The following is a 17452-nucleotide window of genomic DNA, read 5'->3' on the forward strand; positions in this document are numbered from 1 at the left end:
GGAAGTCGATGCGGGACCCCTGGCCAGCAGGATCACCCCAACGATCTGCCACGTCGAGCGCACCGGGAGGCAGCCCCGGCGTCTCGAACGTCGGCCCGGTCGGTGGTGGCCTGTCGACGTACGTGCGTCCGAGTGGCGATCGCCACCGCAGCTCGCCCGGACGAGGTCGACCGACCGTCCGTGCGGTGGCGTGCTGCAGCATGTGGTGCCGTCGGCACAGGTGGGCGAGGTTGCCGAGCGACGTCGCGCCGCCGTCCTGCCACGCGATCGTGTGGTCGGCGTCGTCGTCGCGAGCCTTGGCGCCGCAGCCGGGGAAGCGGCAATGCTGGTCGCGCGCGATGAGCAGGGCGGCGCTGCGCCGCGCTCGGGCTGCACGTGTCGACCTCCACGACCGTGCCACGGATCGGGTCGGTGAGCAGCCGCTCCCAGGTCGCTGCGGCACCGGCGAGGATGCGAGCCGTCTCCGCGTCGACGGGCTGCACGCCGTCGAGGCATCCCGGTGCCTCCGAGATGCACCGGTGAGCGTCGCGACGGGCACGGTGACCTGCACGACCGGCGCGATCGTGGCGAGGAGCCCGGCATGCTCGATGTCGATGTCACCAGCCGTGCGCACGACGGATGGCGCGCCGACGCCGGCGAGGAGCAGCTCGCAGCAGGCGTCGGCCCGCCACTGGTCGATGGTGCGCGGGTCGTCCTTCGACGCGGCCCTCGCCCCGGCCGGCCCGCTGCTCGGGCGAGACGTCGGAGCTCGCGAGCACGCCGCCCGTCTGGGTGATCGCGCGACCACCGACACGCAGTCGACGCCCGGTCGTCGGGCTCAGGCGGTGGAGATCACCGCCTGAGTCAGCGCTCCGCGTCGTCCTCGGCAGCCCACTGTTGGGCGCGCTGCTTGATGATCTCGGGCGCTCGCGCGGCCTCCTCGGCGGAGGTGAACGGGCCGGCGCGATCGTACCCGGGAGAGACCATGCCCTCCTCGACGGCACCCGTCTCGAGGTTGTACCAGTACTCGGTCATCACGTCCCCTTCCCTATGCTGGAGCCTATGCCCAAGGACGCGAGCGGTCACCTGGTGCCCGGCGTCGTCGGGCGGGCTCCGAGCGTGCCCGCGAGCATCGCCAGGCCCGAGTACGTGGGCCGCCTGGCACCCGCGACGCACACGGGCGGCGACGTCTACGACGCCGAGGCGATCGCGCGCATCCGCGCTGCCGGACGCATCGCCGCCGACGCGCTCGTCGCCGTCGGCGAGGCGGTGCGCCCGGGCATCACGACCGACGAGCTCGACCGCATCGGCCACGCCTTCCTCGTCGCGCACGGCGCGTATCCCTCGACCCTCGGCTACCGCGGCTACCCGCGCTCGACGTGCACGAGCGTCAACGAGGTGATCTGCCACGGCATCCCCGACGACACCGTGCTCGACGAGGGCGACATCGTGAACGTCGACATCACGGCGTTCGTCGACGGCGTGCACGGCGACACGAACCGCACGTTCCGCGTCGGTGCCGTCTCGCAGGAGGTCGACGACCTCGTCGAGCGCACCCAGGAGGCCCTGCGCCGCGCCATCCGCGTCGTCGCGCCAGGGCGGCGCGTCAACGTGATCGGCCGCGCGATCGAGGCGTACGCCGGCCGCTTCGGCTACGGCGTCGTGCGCGACTTCACCGGCCACGGCGTGGGCACCTCGTTCCACTCGGGGCTCGTGATCCCGCACCACGACTCCGAGGCGCATGCGACCGAGATCGTGCCTGGCATGGTCTTCACGATCGAGCCCATGCTGACCCTCGGCGGTGCACCCGACCACGACATGTGGGCCGACGGCTGGACTGCCGTGACGAGCGACCGCAGCCGCACCGCCCAGTTCGAGCACACGATCGTCGTCACCGACGACGGTGCCGAGATCCTCACCCTCCCGACGACGCAGGAATGAGCACGCGCCCATGAGCAAGGACAAGAAGTCGAAGAAGTCCGACTCGACGCCGAAGCAGGCGATCGGCGTCGACATCGGCGGCACGGGCATCAAGGCGGCGCTCGTCGACGTGCGCTCTGGCGAGCTGCTCAGCGACCGCATCAAGCTGCCGACGCCCACCGGTGGCGAGCCCGAGGCCATCGCGCAGGTCGTCGTCGAGCTCGTCGCGCAGCTCGACGAGTCGAAGTCGACGCCCATCGGCGTCACGTTCCCCGCGATCGTGAAGCGCGGACGCACCTTGAGCGCCGCGAACGTCTCCGACAAGTGGATCGGCTTCGAGGCCGAGAAGTTCTTCGAGCAGCACCTCGGCCGACCCATCCACTTCGTGAACGACGCGGACGCCGCCGGCATCGCCGAGGACCACTGGGGGGCCGCGAAGGACGTCGACGGCCTCGTGATCCTCACGACGCTCGGCACCGGCATCGGCGGCGCGCTCATCTACAAGGGCGTGCTCGTGCCGAACGCCGAGCTCGGCCACCTCGAGCTCGACGGGCACGACGCGGAGTCGCGCGCGTCGAACAAGGCGCGCGAGCGCGAAGAGCTCACCTACGAGCAGTGGGCGGAGCGTCTGCAGCGCTACTACGCGCACCTCGAGTTCATCTTCTCCCCCGATCTCTTCGTCGTCGGCGGCGGCGTGTCGAAGTCGGCCGACAAGTTCCTGCCGCTGCTCGACCTCGAGACCCGCATCGTGCCTGCGACGCTGCGCAACAACGCGGGCATCATGGGCGCCGCGGCGCTCGCCGTGGGCATCTAGCAGCAGACGCGTCAACGAGGGGTCGCCGCACGACGGCGGCCCCTCTCTGCGTCGCCCCCACCTGCGCACGTCTGTGCTTTCCTTTGTCTTTCTGTGTTTCTGCGCTATCGTCGTGACACGACCGAGGAGGCTCGATGCTGGCAGTGCAGCGGCGCGACGCGATCGCCGAGCGCATCCGCGCAGAGGGGCGCGTGCTCGTCACCCGCCTCGCGAGCGACCTCGGCATCACGCAGGAGACCGTGCGCCGCGACCTCGACGCCCTCGAGGTCGCCGGCATCGCACGCCGCGTGCACGGCGGCGCCGTGAGCGCCGAGCGCGTGAGCCTCGTCGAGTCCGCCGTCGACGAGCGCGTCGGCCGCAACGCCGCCGGCAAGCGGCGCATCGCCGACCTCGCAGCCCGACGCCTCGTCGCCCTCGGAGCCACGAGCCTGCTCGTCGACGCCGGCACGACGACCGCAGCATTCGCGGAGGCCCTCGTGCAGCAGTGGCCGCAGCGCTTCGCCGCCCGCCTCGTCGTCGCGACGCACGCCCCCGCAGTCGCCGCGATCCTCTCGCGGCACCCCGCGATCGAGGTGCACGTCATCGGCGGACGCCTGCGACAGCTCACGGGCGCCGCGGTCGGCGCGCAGACCCTGCTCGCGATCCAGGCACTCAGCCCCGACGTCGTCGTGCTCGGCACGAACGGGCTCGACGACGCGGGGCTCACGACGCCCGACCCCGAGGAGGCAGCAGTGAAGGCGGCGATCGTCGCCTCCGGGCGCCGCGTGGCCTGCCTCGTCGACGGCTCGAAGGTGGGCGCCTCCACCCTGTGCCGCTTCGCCGCGCTCGGCGAGGTCGACGTCGTCGTCACCGACGAGCAGCCGGGCGCCGAGCTCGCCGCAGCCCTCGACGCCGCAGGCACGGAGGTGCACGTCGCATGATCCTCACCATCACGCTCCACCCCTCGATCGACCGCACCGTCGAGCTCGACGCCGCCCTCGAGATCGGCGGCGTCGCTCGCGCGCACGGGCGCACGACGGAGGAGCCGGCAGGCAAGGGCGTCAACGTCGCCCGCACCCTGCTCGCCGCCGGCACCGCGTCGACCGCGATCGTCGTCGCCGACGCCCACGACAGGCTCGTCACGAGCCTCGAGTCGCTCGCCGTGCCCGTGCGGGCGATCGCTGCCGGCGCACCCGTGCGGCAGAACACGGCCATCGTCGACCCCGACGGCACCACGACCAAGGTCAACGAGTCGGGCGCACCCGTGACGGGTGCCGTGCTCGACCGACTGCTCGCCGCCGTCGCCGAGCTCGCAGGCGACGCGCGGTGGGTCGTCGTCGCAGGCAGCCTGCCGCCGTCGACGAGCGTCGACGTCGTGCACGCCATCGTCGCCGCCGTGCGCGCGGCGGGCGCCGCACGCATCGCCGTCGACACCTCCGGCGCAGCCCTCGCCGCCGCCGTCGACGCGGGCGTCGACCTCGTGAAGCCCAACGAGACCGAGCTGGCAGAGCTGCTCGGCCTCGACGCCCACGCGCTCGACGCACCCGACACCGCGATCGCCGCCGCCCGCGGCCTCGCCGGCCGCGTCGCCACGGTGCTGCTCACCCTCGGCGCCGACGGCGCAGCCCTCGTCACCTCCGACGGCGCATGGCGTGCGGCTCCCCCGCCCACCGTCGTGCGCTCCACCGTGGGCGCAGGCGATGCCACGCTCGCCGGCTACCTGCACGCCGAGCGCCTCGGCGCCGGCGCCCCCGGGCGCCTCGCCCAGGCGATCGCCCACGGCTCCGCCGCCGCCGCGCTGCCAGGCACCGGCATCCCCACCCCCGACCTCGCCGACGCGTCGCGCGTCGTCGTCCACGACCTCCGCCACTAGGCGCTCGCGCCGCATCCCTTCCATGTCAGGAGCACCGTTGCCCGTCATCACCCCCCAGCTCGTCTCGCTGGACCGCCCCCTGGGCGCCACGAAGGACGATGTCATCCGCACGATCGCAGGCATGGTCGCCGCGACCGGTCGAGCCTCGAGCGCCGAGGCGCTCGCCACCGACGTGCTCGCCCGCGAGGCGCTCACCGCCACCGGCATGGGCGGCGGCATCGCCATCCCCCACGCCAAGACCGCCGCGGTGTCGGAGCCTGCGCTGTTCTTCGCACGCCTGCAGCCGCACGTCGACTTCGGCGCGTCCGACGGCCCCGCCGACATCCTGTTCATGATCCTCGCGCCAGAAGGCGCGGCGGACACGCACCTGCAGGTGCTCTCCCGCCTCGCCGGCTCGCTCGTCGACGAGGAGTTCACCGCCGCGCTGCGTGCCGCGACCACGCCCGACGAGATCGTCGCGCTCGTGGATGCGGCCGTCGCCGATCGCGAGGAGAGCGCGGCGCCCGTCGCCGCAGGCTCTCGCTCGCTCGTCGCCGTCACGGCATGCCCCACCGGCATCGCCCACACGTACATGGCCGCCGATGCGCTCAAGGCCGCCGGCGAGCGCGCCGGCGTGCGCGTCACGGTCGAGACGCAGGGCTCCGCAGGCGCGAAGCCGCTCGACCCCGCCATCATCGCCGCCGCCGACGCGGTCATCTTCGCCGTCGACGTCGACGTGCGCGACAAGGGCCGCTTCGCAGGCAAGCCCGTCGTGCAGGTGCCCGTCAAGCGCGGCATCGACGAGGCCGACGGGCTCGTCGCCCGTGCGCTCGCCGCCGCCGACGACCCGTCCGCGCCACGCGTGGCGGGCGGCTCGGCCACGTCGTCGTCGGCCTCGGCGCCCTCGAACGAGTCGGTCGGGGCGCTGCTGAAGCGCGTGCTGCTCACCGGCGTGAGCTACATGATCCCGTTCGTCGCAGGCGGCGGCCTGCTGCTCGCGCTCGGATTCCTCTTCGGCGGCTACGAGATCGCGTTCGACGCGCAGGACGTCGCGCTGACGAACCAGCTCTGGAACCTGCCGCCCGAGGGCCTCCTGCACTACCTCGGCGCGGTGTTCTTCGTCATCGGTGGCGCGTCGATGGGCTTCCTCGTGCCCGCGCTCGCCGGCTACATCGCCTACGGCCTCGCCGACCGCCCCGGCATCGCACCCGGCTTCGTCGCCGGTGCCGTCGCGGGCGTCATGGGTGCCGGCTTCCTCGGCGGCATCGTCGGCGGCCTGCTCGCCGGCCTCGTCGCCCGCTGGATGGGCACGTGGAACGTGCCGCGCTGGCTCGCGGGCCTCATGCCCGTCGTGCTCATCCCGCTGCTGGCCTCCATCGTCGCCTCCGGCCTCATGGTGCTCGTGCTCGGCGGGCCGATCGCAGCGCTCTCGACGGGTCTGAACGACTTCCTCACCTCGCTGTCGGGCACGGGCGTCGTGCTGCTCGGCCTCATCCTCGGCACGATGATGGCCATCGACCTCGGCGGCCCCGTGAACAAGGTCGCCTACTCGTTCGCGGTCGCGAACCTCGCGACGGGCTCGCCAGACAACCCGACGCCGTGGATGATCATGGGCGCCGTGATGGCCGCCGGCATGGTGCCGCCGCTGGCGATGGCGCTCGCGACCGTCGTCGACCGTCGCCTGTTCTCCGCTGCGGAGCGCGAGAACGGCAAGGCCGCCTGGCTGCTCGGTGCCGCATTCATCTCGGAGGGTGCGATCCCGTTCGCCGCCGCCGACCCGCTGCGCGTCATCGGCGCCTCCATCCTGGGCGCCGCGACGACCGGCGCGATCGCCATGGGTGCGGGCGTCGTGAGCCAGGCACCGCACGGCGGCGTGTTCGTGCTGTTCGCGATGGACGGCACGTGGCCGATGTTCCTCGTCGCGATCGTCGCGGGCGTCATCGTGTCGGCGCTCGCCGTCATCGTGCTGAAGCGCTTCGTGCGCCGCACCCCTCTCGCCGTCGAGGAGCGCCAGCTCGCCACGGTCTGACGACCGTCGCAGCGAGGCACGGGCGGGTCGCTACTGCGGCCCGCCCGTTCGTCGTTCGCGTCGCAGCCGCGTGCGGTGCTGGAACCACGCTCGCGCGCTCCTCGTGCGCAGCCGCTCGCGCGTGAACATCCAGTAGCCCCCGAGCACGAACACGTCGAACGGCGACTCCTCCTTCGGCCCTGCCAGGAATGCGCGGGTGCGCTCCGAGCCGCGGCGCAGCTGGATCGCGATCACGGCGCACGCCGCACCGATCGCGAGCACGACGGGCGTCATGATCCAGGCGACCACGACGGGGAAGCGATCGGTGGTGGCGGCGAGCAGCCACGGCACGCCACCGGCCACCAGGACGCCGATCGCCGACGCCCAGAGCTGATGGATGATCATGCGCACCTCGCGCGGCGGCTGATCGGATGCCGCGAGGCTCGCCGCGTCCATCGCCTTCGCGCCGCGGAACCACCGCAGCTCGGGGTCGTCGCCGTGACCGCTCGCACCGTGGCGCGCATCGTTCGTCATGGCGTCACGATAGGTCGGCGCGCTGGGCGCCGGCTGCGATGATGCGGGACTGGCCGGCCGATACGCCGGGTTCTGTCGTGGACGGCCATCTCTCTACGACGTACGTTGCCGCACGCCTCCAGCGACCTACCCGAAGGCGGGACGAGCAGCCCCATCGCCTTCTGTCTGGTCTTGCTCCAGGTGAGGCTTGCCTAGCCGCCGTGCTCGCACACGACGCTGGTGGTCTCTTGCACCACCGTTTCACTCCTGACCGGCCGAAGCCGGCGGACCTGCTCTCTGTTGCGCTTGCTCGCGGGTCACCCCGGGTGGACGTTATCCACCACCTTGCTCTGCGGAGCCCGGACGTTCCTCGGCACCCGAAGGTGACGCGGCCGCCTGGCCGACCAGTCCCACACCGATCGTAGCGGGCCCGCCGTGCACGACGCTCGCGTCAGTGGCGGCGCTCGAAGGAGGCGCCCGCATCCATGGCCTCGTTGGCGACGCGGTCGGCGCGGGCGTTCTGCGCTCTCGGCACCCACGTGAAGCGCACCGGCACGCCTGCGAGCAGCTGCCTCGCCTCCTGCGCGAGGTCGGCCATCGACGGATGCTTGATCTTCCACCTGCCGGACATCTGCTCGACGACGAGCTTCGAGTCCATGCGCACGTCGAGGGACGCGTCGGCATCGATGGCGATCGCGGTGCGACAGCCCTCGATCATGCCTCGGTACTCGGCGAGGTTGTTCGTCGCGATGCCGACGAACGTGCCGACCTCCGCGAGGATCTCGCCCGTGGCAGCGTCGATGACGACGGCACCCGAGCCCGCGCGTCCTGGATTGCCGCGAGAACCGCCGTCGGCCTCGACGATGAGCGTGCGAGCGCTCACAGGCCGGAGTCCTCGGTGCGCACGAGGATCGCCGACGACGACGGGCACAGCAGCACGGCGTCGGGCGCAGCCTGACGCACCTCGTGCAGCTCGGCGGAGGTCAGCTGCACGCCGCTCGCCGTCGAGATGCCGCGCGTGAGGTGGCTCGCGCCGAGGCCGTAGCGGGCCCGCTGCCGCTCGTACAGCGCGAGGAGGTCGGCGGGGATCGTCGCCTCGACCGTGGCACGGTCGGTGCGGGCGGCCTCGAGCTCGTCGCGCACGCCGGCGAGGCCCTGGTCGCGGGCGGTCGCGAGCCTGCCGCGGCGGGCGCGCTCGTCGTCGGCGGCCGACCGTGCGGCTGCGAGCTCGCGCTCCGCCGTCTCGAGCCGCTCCATGACCTCGAGCTCGATGTCCTCGAGGTCGCTGCGGCGCTTGTCGAGCGACGCGATCTCGTGCTCCATCGCCGACGCGGTCTTCGCATCCGACGTCTGCTGCATGCGCTCGCGGTTGCGCACCGCACGAGCCTCGACCGTCTGCACGTCGGCCTCGATGCGGCGCACCTCGGCCTGCAGGTCGTCGACGGCACCGAGACGCTCGAGCACCGCACGGTCGAACGCGACGAGCGCGTCGTCGGAGGCGGCGATCTCGGGGTCGTCCTGCAGCACGCGCTCCTTGTGCTCGAACTGGCGGATGCGGGTGTCGACGTCCTGCAGGTCGAGCAGCCTGCGCTGATCGGCGGGGCTCGCGGTCAGTGCCATGCGTCCTCCTTCGCGCGACGGATCGTCGCGGTGCGTGCGTGCGTGATGGTGCCGATCACTGCGGCACCTGGAAGTCCCAGGGATCGGTGCGGAGGTCGCTCACCGCGACCTCGACGCCCGGCAGCTCCTCGCGCAGCTGCTCCGCTGCCGCGTCGAGCCACAGCCACTCGCTGGCCCAGTGCGACACGTCGACGAGCGCGGGACCGGCGCCGAGCGCGTGGCGCTCGCGGGCGTCGGAGGCGGGGTGGTGGCGCAGGTCGCTCGTGACGTACACGTCGGCGCCGACGACCGCGGGCTCACCCAGCAGCGAATCCCCCGCGCCGCCGCACACGGCGACGCGCTGCACGGGGCGGTCGAAGCTGCCAGCGACGCGGATGCCGCTCGCCGTCGACGGCAGGGCGTGCGCGAGCGCCTCCGCGAGGCGTCCGAGGGTCGTCGGTGCAGGCAGGTCGCCGACGCGGCCGAGACCGTCGCCGCCGCCCGTCGCGGCAGGCACGATGGGCTGCTGGTCGACGAGGCCGAGGATGCGGGCGAGCTCGCCCGACGTGCCGCGTTCGACGACGTCGGCGTTCGTGTGGGCTGCCAGCAGCGCGCACCGCGCCCGCAGGAGGCTCGTGACGATGCGCCCCTTCGCGGTGTCGGCGGCGACGGACGTGACGCCGCGCAGCAGCAGCGGATGGTGCACGAGCAGCAGATCGGCGTCTGCGGCGATCGCCTCGGAGGCGGTGTCGAGCACGGCGTCGACGGCGAGCAGGATGCGGTGCACCTCGTCGGCCGGATCGCCCGCGACGAGGCCGACGGCGTCCCAGTCCTCCGCGCCCGCACGGGGCCAGAGCCGCTCGACGGCGTGCTGCACGTCGGCGACGGTCGTCATGCCCTCAGTCTAGGCGCGGTGCATGGGCGCCGAGACTCGGCTCGACTCGTCGACGCGGTCGGCGTCGGAGCCCGGCAGCACGACGTCGCGCAGCAGCTCGAACGGCTCGCACGCTCGACCGGTGCCGAAGCGGGACCAGTACGTCGCCGTCGCGCGGACGAGATCGACGGTGGACGCATCCTGGCTCCATGCGGCCAGCGCTGCGACCTTGTGCTCCATGACCTCGTCGACGTCGACGAAGAGCGTGGGCGCGAACTCGATCGACGACGCTGCGGACTGGAAGCAGGAGATCCTCGAGGCATCGGGCGCCGCCTCCGTCACGGCCTGGAGCACGCGGCGCTGCGTCGACGCCTCGTCGGCGCCAGCGTGCGTGTAGACGACGGCGGGACGGTGCGTCGCGACGATCGGGGCGAGCTCGGACAGGATCGCCTCCTGGGATCCACCGTCGCAGGCGAGGGGCACGATCTCCGCACCGAGCTGCTCGGCGACCGCCGCCGCTGCGTCGCGGCGCGTCGCGTCGTCGAGCTCGTCGAGCGTCGCGACGATCACGCGGTCGCCGACGTCCGCATGCATCCGGATGACGCCGCCGGCACCCAGCAGCACGGCATCGAGGGTCGCCCCGACCACGAGCACGCTCCGACCGGCGCTCCCTTCGCGACGCTGGCGCACGGACGCGGCCACGTCCTCGACCGCCGTCCGCAGCCGCGCGTCGGACACGGGGCCGGGGAAGAGCTCGTCGACGCGTGCGCGCAACGCCAGCACCGCGTCGGCGAGCGACGGCTGCTCGGTGACGATCACGAAGCCGACGGCGACGCCTGCTGCTCGCACCCGCTCGACCTTGCGCGCACCGTCGGCGACGAGCGAGGCATCCCCCACGACGACCATCGCGTCGTGCATGCGCACGGCGGCGACGAGGTCGTCGCCGTCTGCCAGCACGACGACGTGCGCGCCCGGGATCGGCTGGAGGGCCATCGCGAGCCTGAGCCCCTCGGCGTCGTCCTCCGTGGCGATCACGACCGGAACCAGAGGATTCGTCATGATCGCACTGTACCCCGACGACAGCGCGACGTCATGCAGCGGCTCGGCGCGTACCCCACCTCTCAGTGCAACGCGGGCAGCCAGATCTCGAACGTCGTCCCCTCGCCCTCGACGCTCGAGGCGTCGATGCGCCCGGCATGCGCCTCGACGATCGCGCGGGTGATGTTCAGCCCGAGGCCCACGCCCTGCACCGCCTGCCGCGTCGACGTCGTGGAGCGGAAGAAGCGCGTGAAGAGCCGCTGCATCTCGTCCTGCGGGATGCCGAGCCCCGTGTCCGAGACGGCGATGCGCAGCTCGTCGCCGACGCGCGCGAGACCCAGGGTCACGGCCCCGCCGTGCGGCGTGAACTTGACCGCGTTCGACACGAGGTTGTCGACGGCCTGCCCCAAGCGCGTCGCGTCGCCGCGCACCTCGACGGCGTGCTCGGGCACCTCGACGGCGATCGCCACTCCCCCTCGTGCCGCCGAGGGCATGGCGGACTCGGCAGAGGCGCGCACGATGGAGCGCACGTCGAGGCGCGACAGCTCGAGGGGGAAGCGACCGGCATCGACCTGCGCGACGAAGAGCAGGTCGCCCACGAGTGCGAGCAGCCGCCGCGCGTTGCGCTCGGCGACCTCGACGTACCGGGTCTGCGTCTCGCTGAGACCGGCCTCGTCGTCGCGAGCGAGCTCCAGGTAGCCGAGCACCGAGCTCAACGGCGTGCGCAGCTCGTGCGAGATCGTGCCGACGAACTCGTCCTTGAGCCGGGCGGCCTCGCGAGCCTGACGCATGTCGTGGGCCACGAGGATGTAGCCGACCACCTGCCGGTCCTCGTCGAGCCGTGGGCTGTAGGTGACGTCGACCGGCACCGTCGCCCCCGAGCCCGTGCGCACCTCGAAGCCGTCTGCCACCGCATCCTGCTCCGCGAGCCCCAGCAGCGTCTCGAACGCGAGCCCGCGAGCACGCTCGGAGTCCGCCGGCTGCAGGAAGTCGGTCGCCATCCTGCCGACCGCGTCGCCGCGGGGCATCTCGAGCAGCCGCTCCGCACCTGGGCCCCACTCGACGATGCGACCGACGACGTCGGTGATGACCACCGCCTGGTGGCGGATCGCCTCCCAGACGCTCAGGTTGAAGGCCTCGACCCTGCGCAGCTCGTCGTTCGCCCGCGCACCCTCCTCGGCGATCGCCGTGAGCTCGTCGACCTGCCTGCGGCCGTGCGCTGCGAGCTCGTTGACGACGGCGGCGACGGTCGCGAACACGATGGGGGTCACGAGCACGCGCAGGCCCTGCGTCGCCACCCACGTCTGCGTCTGCAGGATGTAGGGCATCGCCATCGCGAGACCGGTGCCGACCGCGGCGATCAGGATGACGACGCGGCCGCGCTCGGCCGCGATCCAGATGACGGGCAGCAGCAGCAGCGACGCGAACACGGACTGCGTGCCGCCCGTGGCGGCACGCAGCAGCCCGAACGCGAGCAGCGAGACGATCGGGATGACGAGCACCCAACGCTCTGGCAGCCGCTCCCAGGGCACGACGATCGCGGCACCCTGCGCGACGACGAGCACCGCCGCAGCGATGGCCAGCAGTGGCAGGTCGACGGGGATGCCGGGGATCGCGACGAGCCCGAGGAGCGCGAGCAGGAGGCCGAGGACGGAGGCGAGCTGCCGCACGGCGGGGCGCGCGGTGTCGAGGAACGCCAGCGACAGCCGCGACCTCACGAGGCGGGCCGATCCGTCAGCAGCATCGCCAGCTCCTGCACCGAGAAGGGCTTCGTCACGTGCGCGTCGGCGCCGACCTGGGCAGCCGTCGACTCGAGCAGGTCGACGCTCGCCGACATGAGCACCGCGAACGGGCGCCGGTCGGTGCGCTGCGCCCGGACGGCGCGCACGACGTCGCCGCCGGTCATGCCCGGCATCGCGTGGTCGAGCACGAGCACGTCGGGATCGAGCTCGAGCGCGTCGGCGAGCACACGACCGCCCTCGGCGTGCGAGGCGACGATCGTGAGGCCGGCGCGTCGGACGGCGACCTCGATGAGCATGCGCACGTCGTCATCGTCGTCGGCGACGATCGCGGTGCCGCTCATCGCCTGCCGGTCTCGAGCCTGGCGACGAGCGCGCGGACGTCGGATCCGCTGAAGGGCTTCGGCAGCGTGTGGTCGGAGGCCGGGTAGTCGGCAGCGTCGAGGACGGAGGCGATGACGAGCGCCATCTCCGGGTGGTCGCGCCGCAGGCTCGCGAGCACGGACCAGCCGTCGGAGGTCGGCATGAGGAGGTCGACGATCGCGGCGTCGGGCACGCACTGCGCGACGGCGTGCTCGAGGCTGCTCGTGTCGCTGATGGCGTGCACCCGGCATCCCGCCCGCTCAAGGTGCGTCCGCAGCAGCTCGCGCTGGTCCTCGACGTCGTCGACGACGAGCACGCTGAGCTGCGCGGTCATCGCAGGATCCATTCCCGCAGCACCACGAGGGCGGCGACGACGACGAGCGCGAGGAGCGCCTGCCAGACGAGGCGACGCTCCGATCGTCGATCCTGGTCGATCTCGGCGAGCTCCGCTCGCTCCTGCGCATCGCTCATCCGGCCACGCGTCCCGTCTTCTCGGTCTTGTCCCAGCGCTGCTCGAGGCGGCGAGCCTCGGCCACGTACGCGGCGAAGGTGACGGCGCACAGCACCGGTCCGAAGCCGACGAGGTAGAGCAGCGGCACCGTGAGCCACCGCGCGCGCGTGCGATCGACGTGGCGCACGCCCCACGCTGCCAGCATGCACAGGCTGATCCACGCGTACGAGGCGAGGTCGAACGTGGTGCGCAGCGCAGGCGTCATCTCGACGCCGAGCACGTCGGCGAGGAGTCCGTCGACGAGGCCGGGGAAGAACGCGGCGATCATCACCACGAGCGAGATGATGCCGGGGAACAAGGCGATCTCTCGCCAGGCGATGCGGCCGATCTCCCCGTCGAGCTGCGCGGCGAAGAGCATGCTGAAGGCGTACGTGCAGCCGACGACGATCCACAGGGCGCGGAACACGACCGACGCCAGGTCGGAGTCGAGCAGCGAGAGGCCGATGAGCCCCACCGAGGCGCCGATCATGAAGGCGGGGAGCAGGAACACCGAGAACCACGACAGGCCGAAGGCGAGCGATCCGAGACCGTGGGTCCGCGAGGGGCGGAACCAGACGCGCCGGCTGCGGAGGGTCAGCTGCACGTTGCCTCGGCCCCACCGCAGCCGCTGCTTCCACAGCGCATCGAGGCTGCCGGGCTCCTCGGCGAGGACGACGGCGTGCGGGTCGAAGACGACCTTGCGTCCGCGCAGCTGCGTCTCGAACGTCGTGACGGTGTCCTCCGCGAGCGTCGAGGTGTCGACGGCCCCGCCGAGCGCCTCGATGTTCTCGCGCGAATGCAGCTGGGCTCCGCCCGCGAGGCACGCCACGGCGCCGACCACGTTCTGCGCTCGCCGGCTCGCGATCTGCGCGAGCACGTACTCGAAGGCGATGAACCGCGTGACGGCGTTCTTGCGAGCGCTGCCCTCGCGCACGTAGCCCGTCACCGCTCCGACCTCGGGGTCGGCCAGGTGCCGCGTCATCTTGCGCAGCGCGTCGTGCCGGTAGATGACGTCGGCGTCCATGATGAGGAGCGCCTCCATCCAGTCGTCCTCGAGGAGCAGGCGGATGCCGTGGTTCAGCGTGTGCGCCTTGCCCTCGCCGCCCTGCTCCCTGCGCATGTGGACGACGACGCCCGGGTTCCTGGCAGCGCGATCGCGCACGATGTCGGGCGTCTCGTCGGTCGAGGCGTCGTCGACGACGCAGATGCGCAGGCGATCCTTGGGGTAGTCGATCTCGAGCAGGCGGTCGATCGTCGCACCGATGACGAGACCCTCGTTCCAGGCCGGGATCACGATGGCGACGCGCGGCGCGTAGGGTCGCGCCTTGCCGTAGTGGTTGATCCACGCGTGGAACGGGATCGCGAGGAAGTGGAAGCCGGCGACGAGGGCCGGGACCGCGCCGAGCGCGACGAGCGTCACGAAGACGATCGAGAGGGCGGCGACGACGACGTCGAGGATGCTCATGCGCGTCCGCCCTCCAGCATGCCGATCACGCGATCGTAGCGGCCGACGTCGCTCGCGACGTGGCTGTCGGTCGACGCGACGAGGCGGACGCCTGCGGCGGCCAGGGCGTGCAGGGTGCGCGCGCCTGGGCACGCCCACTTCTCGTTGACCTCGACGAGCGTCTCGGTGCTCGCGAGCTCGTTCGCCCACCATGCGAGGCGCTCGTCGTCGACGTCGTCGTCGCCAAGACCGATCTTGGGCAGGATGGAGAAGGGATGCGCGATCTGCGCGCGCCCCGGGATCGTGCGCGCTGCCCGCACCGTGCCCTCGAGGATCCAGTCGACCACCTCGGCGGCCGGCAGCCCGTCGGCGAGCGCCTCGGTCGTGCGCCGCGGCGACCATGGGCCGTGCGGTGTGGGCACCTGGTGGTCGGCGAGCAGGACCGCGTCGACGCCCCCGGCTCCGAGCACGAGATCCGATGGCACGTCGATGGCGCCCGCCGTGTCGAGGATCTTCGCCTCGACGCCCGTGTGCAGCCGAAGCCCGGCAGGCACCGTCAGTGCGCGGACCGCCGTCACGAACTCGGGCACCCAGGTCGTCGACGCCCGCACGTGGTCGACGCACCGCAGATCCCGCAGGCCTGCGGCTGCGGCGGCTGCGACGTTCTCCTCGAGCGTCGAGACGGCGTCGTCGGAGAACGTCGAGTGGACGTGCCAGTCGCCCAGCAGCAGGTCATCCACGGTCGAGCCCGAGGATCTCCTCGCGGTCGACGAACACGTCTTCCAGGTAGCGCACGTTCGCGATCTCGCGGAACGGCACCGATGCGGGCGTCGGCCGGCCGAGGGCGAGGTCGAGCGCGATCGAGGGCATGTCGACGCCAGCTGCGATCGTCAGCGGCATCGCACCCGAGAATCGCGGGTTGATCTCGAGCAGCGCCGCCGTGCCGTGGTCGTCGCGGCGCAGCTGCACGTTCGCCACGCCCACGATGCCCGCGGATCGCGCGCATGCGATCGCCGTCGCCTCCAGCTCGTCGTCGTGCACGGTCAGACCGGCGACGGCGACGCCCGAGTCGACGCGGGCGCGAAGCCTCGGGACCGCGGCGATCGCGACGCCGCCCTCCCCCATGAGCACGTCGACGGAGTACTCGTCGCCTGGCAGGTACTCCTGCACGATGATGCCGTCGTCGAGGTCGAGCGACTCGAGCGCCGCGCGGTCGTCGATGCGCGCGACGCCGCGCGAGCCGGCGCCGCGACGGGGCTTGACGATCACGGGGAACGCCCAGTCCTCGGCGACGCCGGCAGCGTCGAGGATCCTCGTGCGAGGCACGGGGGCGGCCGAGGCGCACGCCTGCACGAGCGCCCACTTGTCGAGGCTCGTCTCGAGCGCGGCATCGCTGGCCGCGACGATCGCGGCGGCGACGCGGTGCCGTTCGCCTGCGAGCGCGAGCAGCTCGACGTCGACCGTCGGGACGACCGCGTCGATCGCGTCCTCCGCCACGATGGCGGCGAGGCGCTCGACGAAGTCGTCGGCGAGTCCGGGCGGCACGATGCGGCGAGCGGAGGCGGGCACGAGGTAGAGGCCGCTCGCCCACCCGTCCATGTCGGCCGCGAGGACCTCGACGTCGGGCCGGCGCAGCAGCGAGCGGATCACCGCGACGCCTGCAGGCCCTCCCGCTCCGGTGACGAGCACGCGAACGGTCATGCTGGCTCCTGCCTGGCTCGGGTGATGGTGCGGGCCCTGCGGCCCGCCGCCGGTGCGACGCCGCCGGCGTCGCGGACGATCTCGAGCGGCTCGCAGCTGCGGCCGGTGCCGAACCGGGACCAGTAGCGTGCGGTGGCCACGACGAAGTCGGGCTCGAGGTAGCTGCGGATGCCGGCCTGCGACGTGAAGCACTCGAGGAGCGCGAGCTTCGCGTCGACATGCTCGTCGATCGTCACGAAGCGCGACGGCCGGAAGTCGATCGTCGACGACGGGCTCTGGTAGCAGGCGACCTCGGCGATGCCGCGGGTCGCGATGAGCGTCGCCTCGTGCACGGCGCGGTGATCCTGATGGCGCTCGTGCCCGGTGTGGGTGTAGACCACGTCGGGCTGCACCTCGGCGACGATGCGCTCGATGATGCCCACCGTGGGGTCGGTCGCGGGGATGTGGGTGTCGACGAGATCCTCGAGGAAGAGGCGGGCGGACAGCAGCTCGGCGCTGGCGAGGGCCTCGTGCTGGCGGTCGTCGGCGACGCCTCCGCGAGCGCCTCGAGACAGGGTGAGCAGCGTGATGGCGTCGCCGGCGGCCGCATGCGCGGCGAGGGCGCCGCCCACGCCGATCTCGATGTCGTCGGGATGCGCGCCGATCGCGAGGATGGAGCGTCGGCTGGAGGCCAGCTGCAGCGCGCGCTCGGTCGCGAGTCGCTGCACGACCGCGACGAGCGCCGCGGAGTCGAGCGGCTTCTGCAGGAACTCCGACACGCCGTCGCGCAGGGCGCGCACCGCGTAGTCGACGGATGCGTGGGCGGTCATCACGACGATCGGCAGGTCGGGGTGCATCTCGCGCACCGCCTGCACGAGCTCGAGCCCGTGCACGCCCGGCAGCTCGAGGTCGGTCACGATCACGTGCGGCGACAGGCTGCGGACGTCGTCGACGATGGTGCGGCCGTCGTGACGCACCTCGACCTCGAGCCCTCCGGATCGCTGCAGCACCACGCGGACGTACTCCGCGACGTCGACGTCGTCCTCGATCACGAGGATTCGGCGGGGCTCAGGAGGCATCAGGGCTGAGCGTATCCATTCCTTGTCCCCCACGCGCATCGCCGTGCCGAGACGTCTCCCGTCTGGCTCGTCCCCCGAGCG

At 72.5% G+C, this 17452-nt stretch carries 19 protein-coding genes, 1 other RNA gene and 1 pseudogene; 5 read left to right on the top strand and 16 right to left on the bottom strand.

Going from position 1 to position 17452, the window contains the following annotated elements; genetic code table 11:
* Positions 1-211: 211 nt before the first annotated feature.
* Both ACZ6H8_RS12515 and ACZ6H8_RS12520 read right to left on the bottom strand, forming a co-directional pair.
* A pseudogene (locus tag ACZ6H8_RS12515) lies at positions 212-793 on the bottom strand (HNH endonuclease signature motif containing protein); the annotation flags it as partial.
* Between the two features lie 50 nt (positions 794-843).
* Entirely contained in the window at positions 844-1014 is a 171-nt protein-coding gene (locus ACZ6H8_RS12520) for an SPOR domain-containing protein (RefSeq protein ID WP_464147173.1), read from the bottom strand.
* 27 nt (positions 1015-1041) lie between these two features.
* Between ACZ6H8_RS12520 and map the strand changes: the two genes are divergently transcribed.
* The 5 genes from map (at position 1042) to ACZ6H8_RS12545 (ending at position 6573) form a co-directional block, all read left to right on the top strand.
* A complete protein-coding gene (gene map / locus ACZ6H8_RS12525; RefSeq protein WP_464147174.1) occupies positions 1042-1920 on the top strand; it encodes a type I methionyl aminopeptidase in 879 nt (292 codons plus the stop codon).
* Between the two features lie 10 nt (positions 1921-1930).
* A complete protein-coding gene (gene ppgK, locus ACZ6H8_RS12530) occupies positions 1931-2713 on the top strand; it encodes a polyphosphate--glucose phosphotransferase (protein ID WP_464147175.1) in 783 nt (260 codons plus the stop codon).
* 134 nt (positions 2714-2847) lie between these two features.
* Positions 2848-3633 carry a DeoR/GlpR family DNA-binding transcription regulator gene (locus tag ACZ6H8_RS12535; RefSeq protein WP_464147176.1) on the top strand — a complete coding sequence of 262 codons (786 nt, stop codon included), beginning with the start codon at positions 2848-2850 and terminating at the stop codon, positions 3631-3633.
* Complete coding sequence (locus ACZ6H8_RS12540) at positions 3630-4565, top strand: 1-phosphofructokinase family hexose kinase (RefSeq protein ID WP_464147178.1); 936 nt, start codon at positions 3630-3632, stop codon at positions 4563-4565. Before ACZ6H8_RS12535 ends, ACZ6H8_RS12540 begins: the two co-directional genes overlap by 4 nt.
* 22 nt (positions 4566-4587) lie before the next feature.
* Positions 4588-6573, top strand: coding sequence for a PTS fructose transporter subunit IIABC (locus tag ACZ6H8_RS12545; protein WP_464147179.1), 1986 nt, complete (start codon positions 4588-4590; stop codon positions 6571-6573).
* A gap of 30 nt (positions 6574-6603) precedes the next feature.
* On the opposite strand, the gene ACZ6H8_RS12550 is transcribed toward ACZ6H8_RS12545, so the two are convergent.
* The 14 genes from ACZ6H8_RS12550 to ACZ6H8_RS12615 form a co-directional block, all read right to left on the bottom strand.
* Entirely contained in the window at positions 6604-7086 is a 483-nt protein-coding gene (locus tag ACZ6H8_RS12550) for a hypothetical protein (RefSeq protein WP_464147181.1), read from the bottom strand.
* A gap of 45 nt (positions 7087-7131) precedes the next feature.
* Positions 7132-7473: RNase P RNA component class A (gene rnpB, locus ACZ6H8_RS12555), an RNA gene on the bottom strand.
* Positions 7474-7516: 43 nt separating this feature from the next.
* Positions 7517-7948: a reverse transcriptase-like protein gene (locus ACZ6H8_RS12560; protein WP_464147182.1), complete on the bottom strand. Its 432-nt coding sequence runs from the start codon at positions 7946-7948 to the stop codon at positions 7517-7519.
* Entirely contained in the window at positions 7945-8685 is a 741-nt protein-coding gene (locus tag ACZ6H8_RS12565; protein ID WP_464147183.1) for a zinc ribbon domain-containing protein, read from the bottom strand. Before ACZ6H8_RS12565 ends, ACZ6H8_RS12560 begins: the two co-directional genes overlap by 4 nt.
* A gap of 55 nt (positions 8686-8740) precedes the next feature.
* The gene (locus tag ACZ6H8_RS12570) at positions 8741-9559 is read right to left on the bottom strand and encodes a Nif3-like dinuclear metal center hexameric protein (protein ID WP_464147184.1); all 819 of its coding nucleotides are present in this window, start codon (positions 9557-9559) and stop codon (positions 8741-8743) included.
* A 9-nt stretch (positions 9560-9568) separates the two neighbouring features.
* On the bottom strand, positions 9569-10597 hold the full coding sequence (locus ACZ6H8_RS12575) for a PIG-L deacetylase family protein (RefSeq protein WP_464147185.1): 1029 nt from the start codon (positions 10595-10597) through the stop codon (positions 9569-9571).
* Between the two features lie 62 nt (positions 10598-10659).
* Entirely contained in the window at positions 10660-12294 is a 1635-nt protein-coding gene (locus ACZ6H8_RS12580) for a sensor histidine kinase (protein ID WP_464147186.1), read from the bottom strand.
* Positions 12291-12659, bottom strand: a complete 369-nt coding sequence (locus tag ACZ6H8_RS12585; RefSeq protein ID WP_464147187.1) for a response regulator — start codon at positions 12657-12659, stop codon at positions 12291-12293. The genes ACZ6H8_RS12580 and ACZ6H8_RS12585 overlap by 4 nt, the downstream gene beginning before the upstream one ends.
* Positions 12656-13012: a response regulator gene (locus ACZ6H8_RS12590; RefSeq protein ID WP_464147188.1), complete on the bottom strand. Its 357-nt coding sequence runs from the start codon at positions 13010-13012 to the stop codon at positions 12656-12658. The genes ACZ6H8_RS12585 and ACZ6H8_RS12590 overlap by 4 nt, the downstream gene beginning before the upstream one ends.
* Positions 13009-13149 (bottom strand): hypothetical protein, encoded by a 141-nt coding sequence (locus ACZ6H8_RS12595; protein ID WP_464147189.1) that lies wholly within the window; start codon positions 13147-13149, stop codon positions 13009-13011. The genes ACZ6H8_RS12590 and ACZ6H8_RS12595 overlap by 4 nt, the downstream gene beginning before the upstream one ends.
* The gene (locus ACZ6H8_RS12600; protein WP_464147190.1) at positions 13146-14633 is read right to left on the bottom strand and encodes a glycosyltransferase family 2 protein; all 1488 of its coding nucleotides are present in this window, start codon (positions 14631-14633) and stop codon (positions 13146-13148) included. The genes ACZ6H8_RS12595 and ACZ6H8_RS12600 overlap by 4 nt, the downstream gene beginning before the upstream one ends.
* Complete coding sequence (locus ACZ6H8_RS12605) at positions 14630-15352, bottom strand: PHP domain-containing protein (RefSeq protein ID WP_464147191.1); 723 nt, start codon at positions 15350-15352, stop codon at positions 14630-14632. The genes ACZ6H8_RS12600 and ACZ6H8_RS12605 overlap by 4 nt, the downstream gene beginning before the upstream one ends.
* The gene (locus ACZ6H8_RS12610; RefSeq protein ID WP_464147192.1) at positions 15345-16313 is read right to left on the bottom strand and encodes an ATP-grasp domain-containing protein; all 969 of its coding nucleotides are present in this window, start codon (positions 16311-16313) and stop codon (positions 15345-15347) included. The genes ACZ6H8_RS12605 and ACZ6H8_RS12610 overlap by 8 nt, the downstream gene beginning before the upstream one ends.
* On the bottom strand, positions 16310-17371 hold the full coding sequence (locus ACZ6H8_RS12615; RefSeq protein WP_464147194.1) for a PIG-L deacetylase family protein: 1062 nt from the start codon (positions 17369-17371) through the stop codon (positions 16310-16312). The genes ACZ6H8_RS12610 and ACZ6H8_RS12615 overlap by 4 nt, the downstream gene beginning before the upstream one ends.
* Positions 17372-17452 lie beyond the last annotated feature (81 nt).

The organism is Agrococcus sp. AC640b, assembly GCF_979255995.1.

Excerpts from the sequence above, each read along its gene's own strand:
- ACZ6H8_RS12520 (WP_464147173.1), bottom strand. The coding sequence starts at position 1,014 with ATGACCGAGTACTGGTACAACCTCGAGACGGGTGCCGTCGAGGAGGGC.
- ACZ6H8_RS12610 (WP_464147192.1), bottom strand. The coding sequence starts at position 16,313 with ATGACCGTTCGCGTGCTCGTCACCGGAGCGGGAGGGCCTGCAGGCGTC.
- ACZ6H8_RS12575 (WP_464147185.1), bottom strand. The coding sequence starts at position 10,597 with ATGACGAATCCTCTGGTTCCGGTCGTGATCGCCACGGAGGACGACGCC.
- ACZ6H8_RS12615 (WP_464147194.1), bottom strand. The coding sequence starts at position 17,371 with ATGCCTCCTGAGCCCCGCCGAATCCTCGTGATCGAGGACGACGTCGAC.
- ACZ6H8_RS12595 (WP_464147189.1), bottom strand. The coding sequence starts at position 13,149 with ATGAGCGATGCGCAGGAGCGAGCGGAGCTCGCCGAGATCGACCAGGAT.
- ACZ6H8_RS12540 (WP_464147178.1), top strand. The coding sequence starts at position 3,630 with ATGATCCTCACCATCACGCTCCACCCCTCGATCGACCGCACCGTCGAG.
- ACZ6H8_RS12550 (WP_464147181.1), bottom strand. The coding sequence starts at position 7,086 with ATGACGAACGATGCGCGCCACGGTGCGAGCGGTCACGGCGACGACCCC.
- ACZ6H8_RS12545 (WP_464147179.1), top strand. The coding sequence starts at position 4,588 with ATGTCAGGAGCACCGTTGCCCGTCATCACCCCCCAGCTCGTCTCGCTG.
- ACZ6H8_RS12535 (WP_464147176.1), top strand. The coding sequence starts at position 2,848 with ATGCTGGCAGTGCAGCGGCGCGACGCGATCGCCGAGCGCATCCGCGCA.
- ACZ6H8_RS12590 (WP_464147188.1), bottom strand. The coding sequence starts at position 13,012 with ATGACCGCGCAGCTCAGCGTGCTCGTCGTCGACGACGTCGAGGACCAG.
- map (WP_464147174.1), top strand. The coding sequence starts at position 1,042 with ATGCCCAAGGACGCGAGCGGTCACCTGGTGCCCGGCGTCGTCGGGCGG.
- ACZ6H8_RS12565 (WP_464147183.1), bottom strand. The coding sequence starts at position 8,685 with ATGGCACTGACCGCGAGCCCCGCCGATCAGCGCAGGCTGCTCGACCTG.
- ACZ6H8_RS12600 (WP_464147190.1), bottom strand. The coding sequence starts at position 14,633 with ATGAGCATCCTCGACGTCGTCGTCGCCGCCCTCTCGATCGTCTTCGTG.
- ppgK (WP_464147175.1), top strand. The coding sequence starts at position 1,931 with ATGAGCAAGGACAAGAAGTCGAAGAAGTCCGACTCGACGCCGAAGCAG.
- ACZ6H8_RS12585 (WP_464147187.1), bottom strand. The coding sequence starts at position 12,659 with ATGAGCGGCACCGCGATCGTCGCCGACGACGATGACGACGTGCGCATG.
- ACZ6H8_RS12570 (WP_464147184.1), bottom strand. The coding sequence starts at position 9,559 with ATGACGACCGTCGCCGACGTGCAGCACGCCGTCGAGCGGCTCTGGCCC.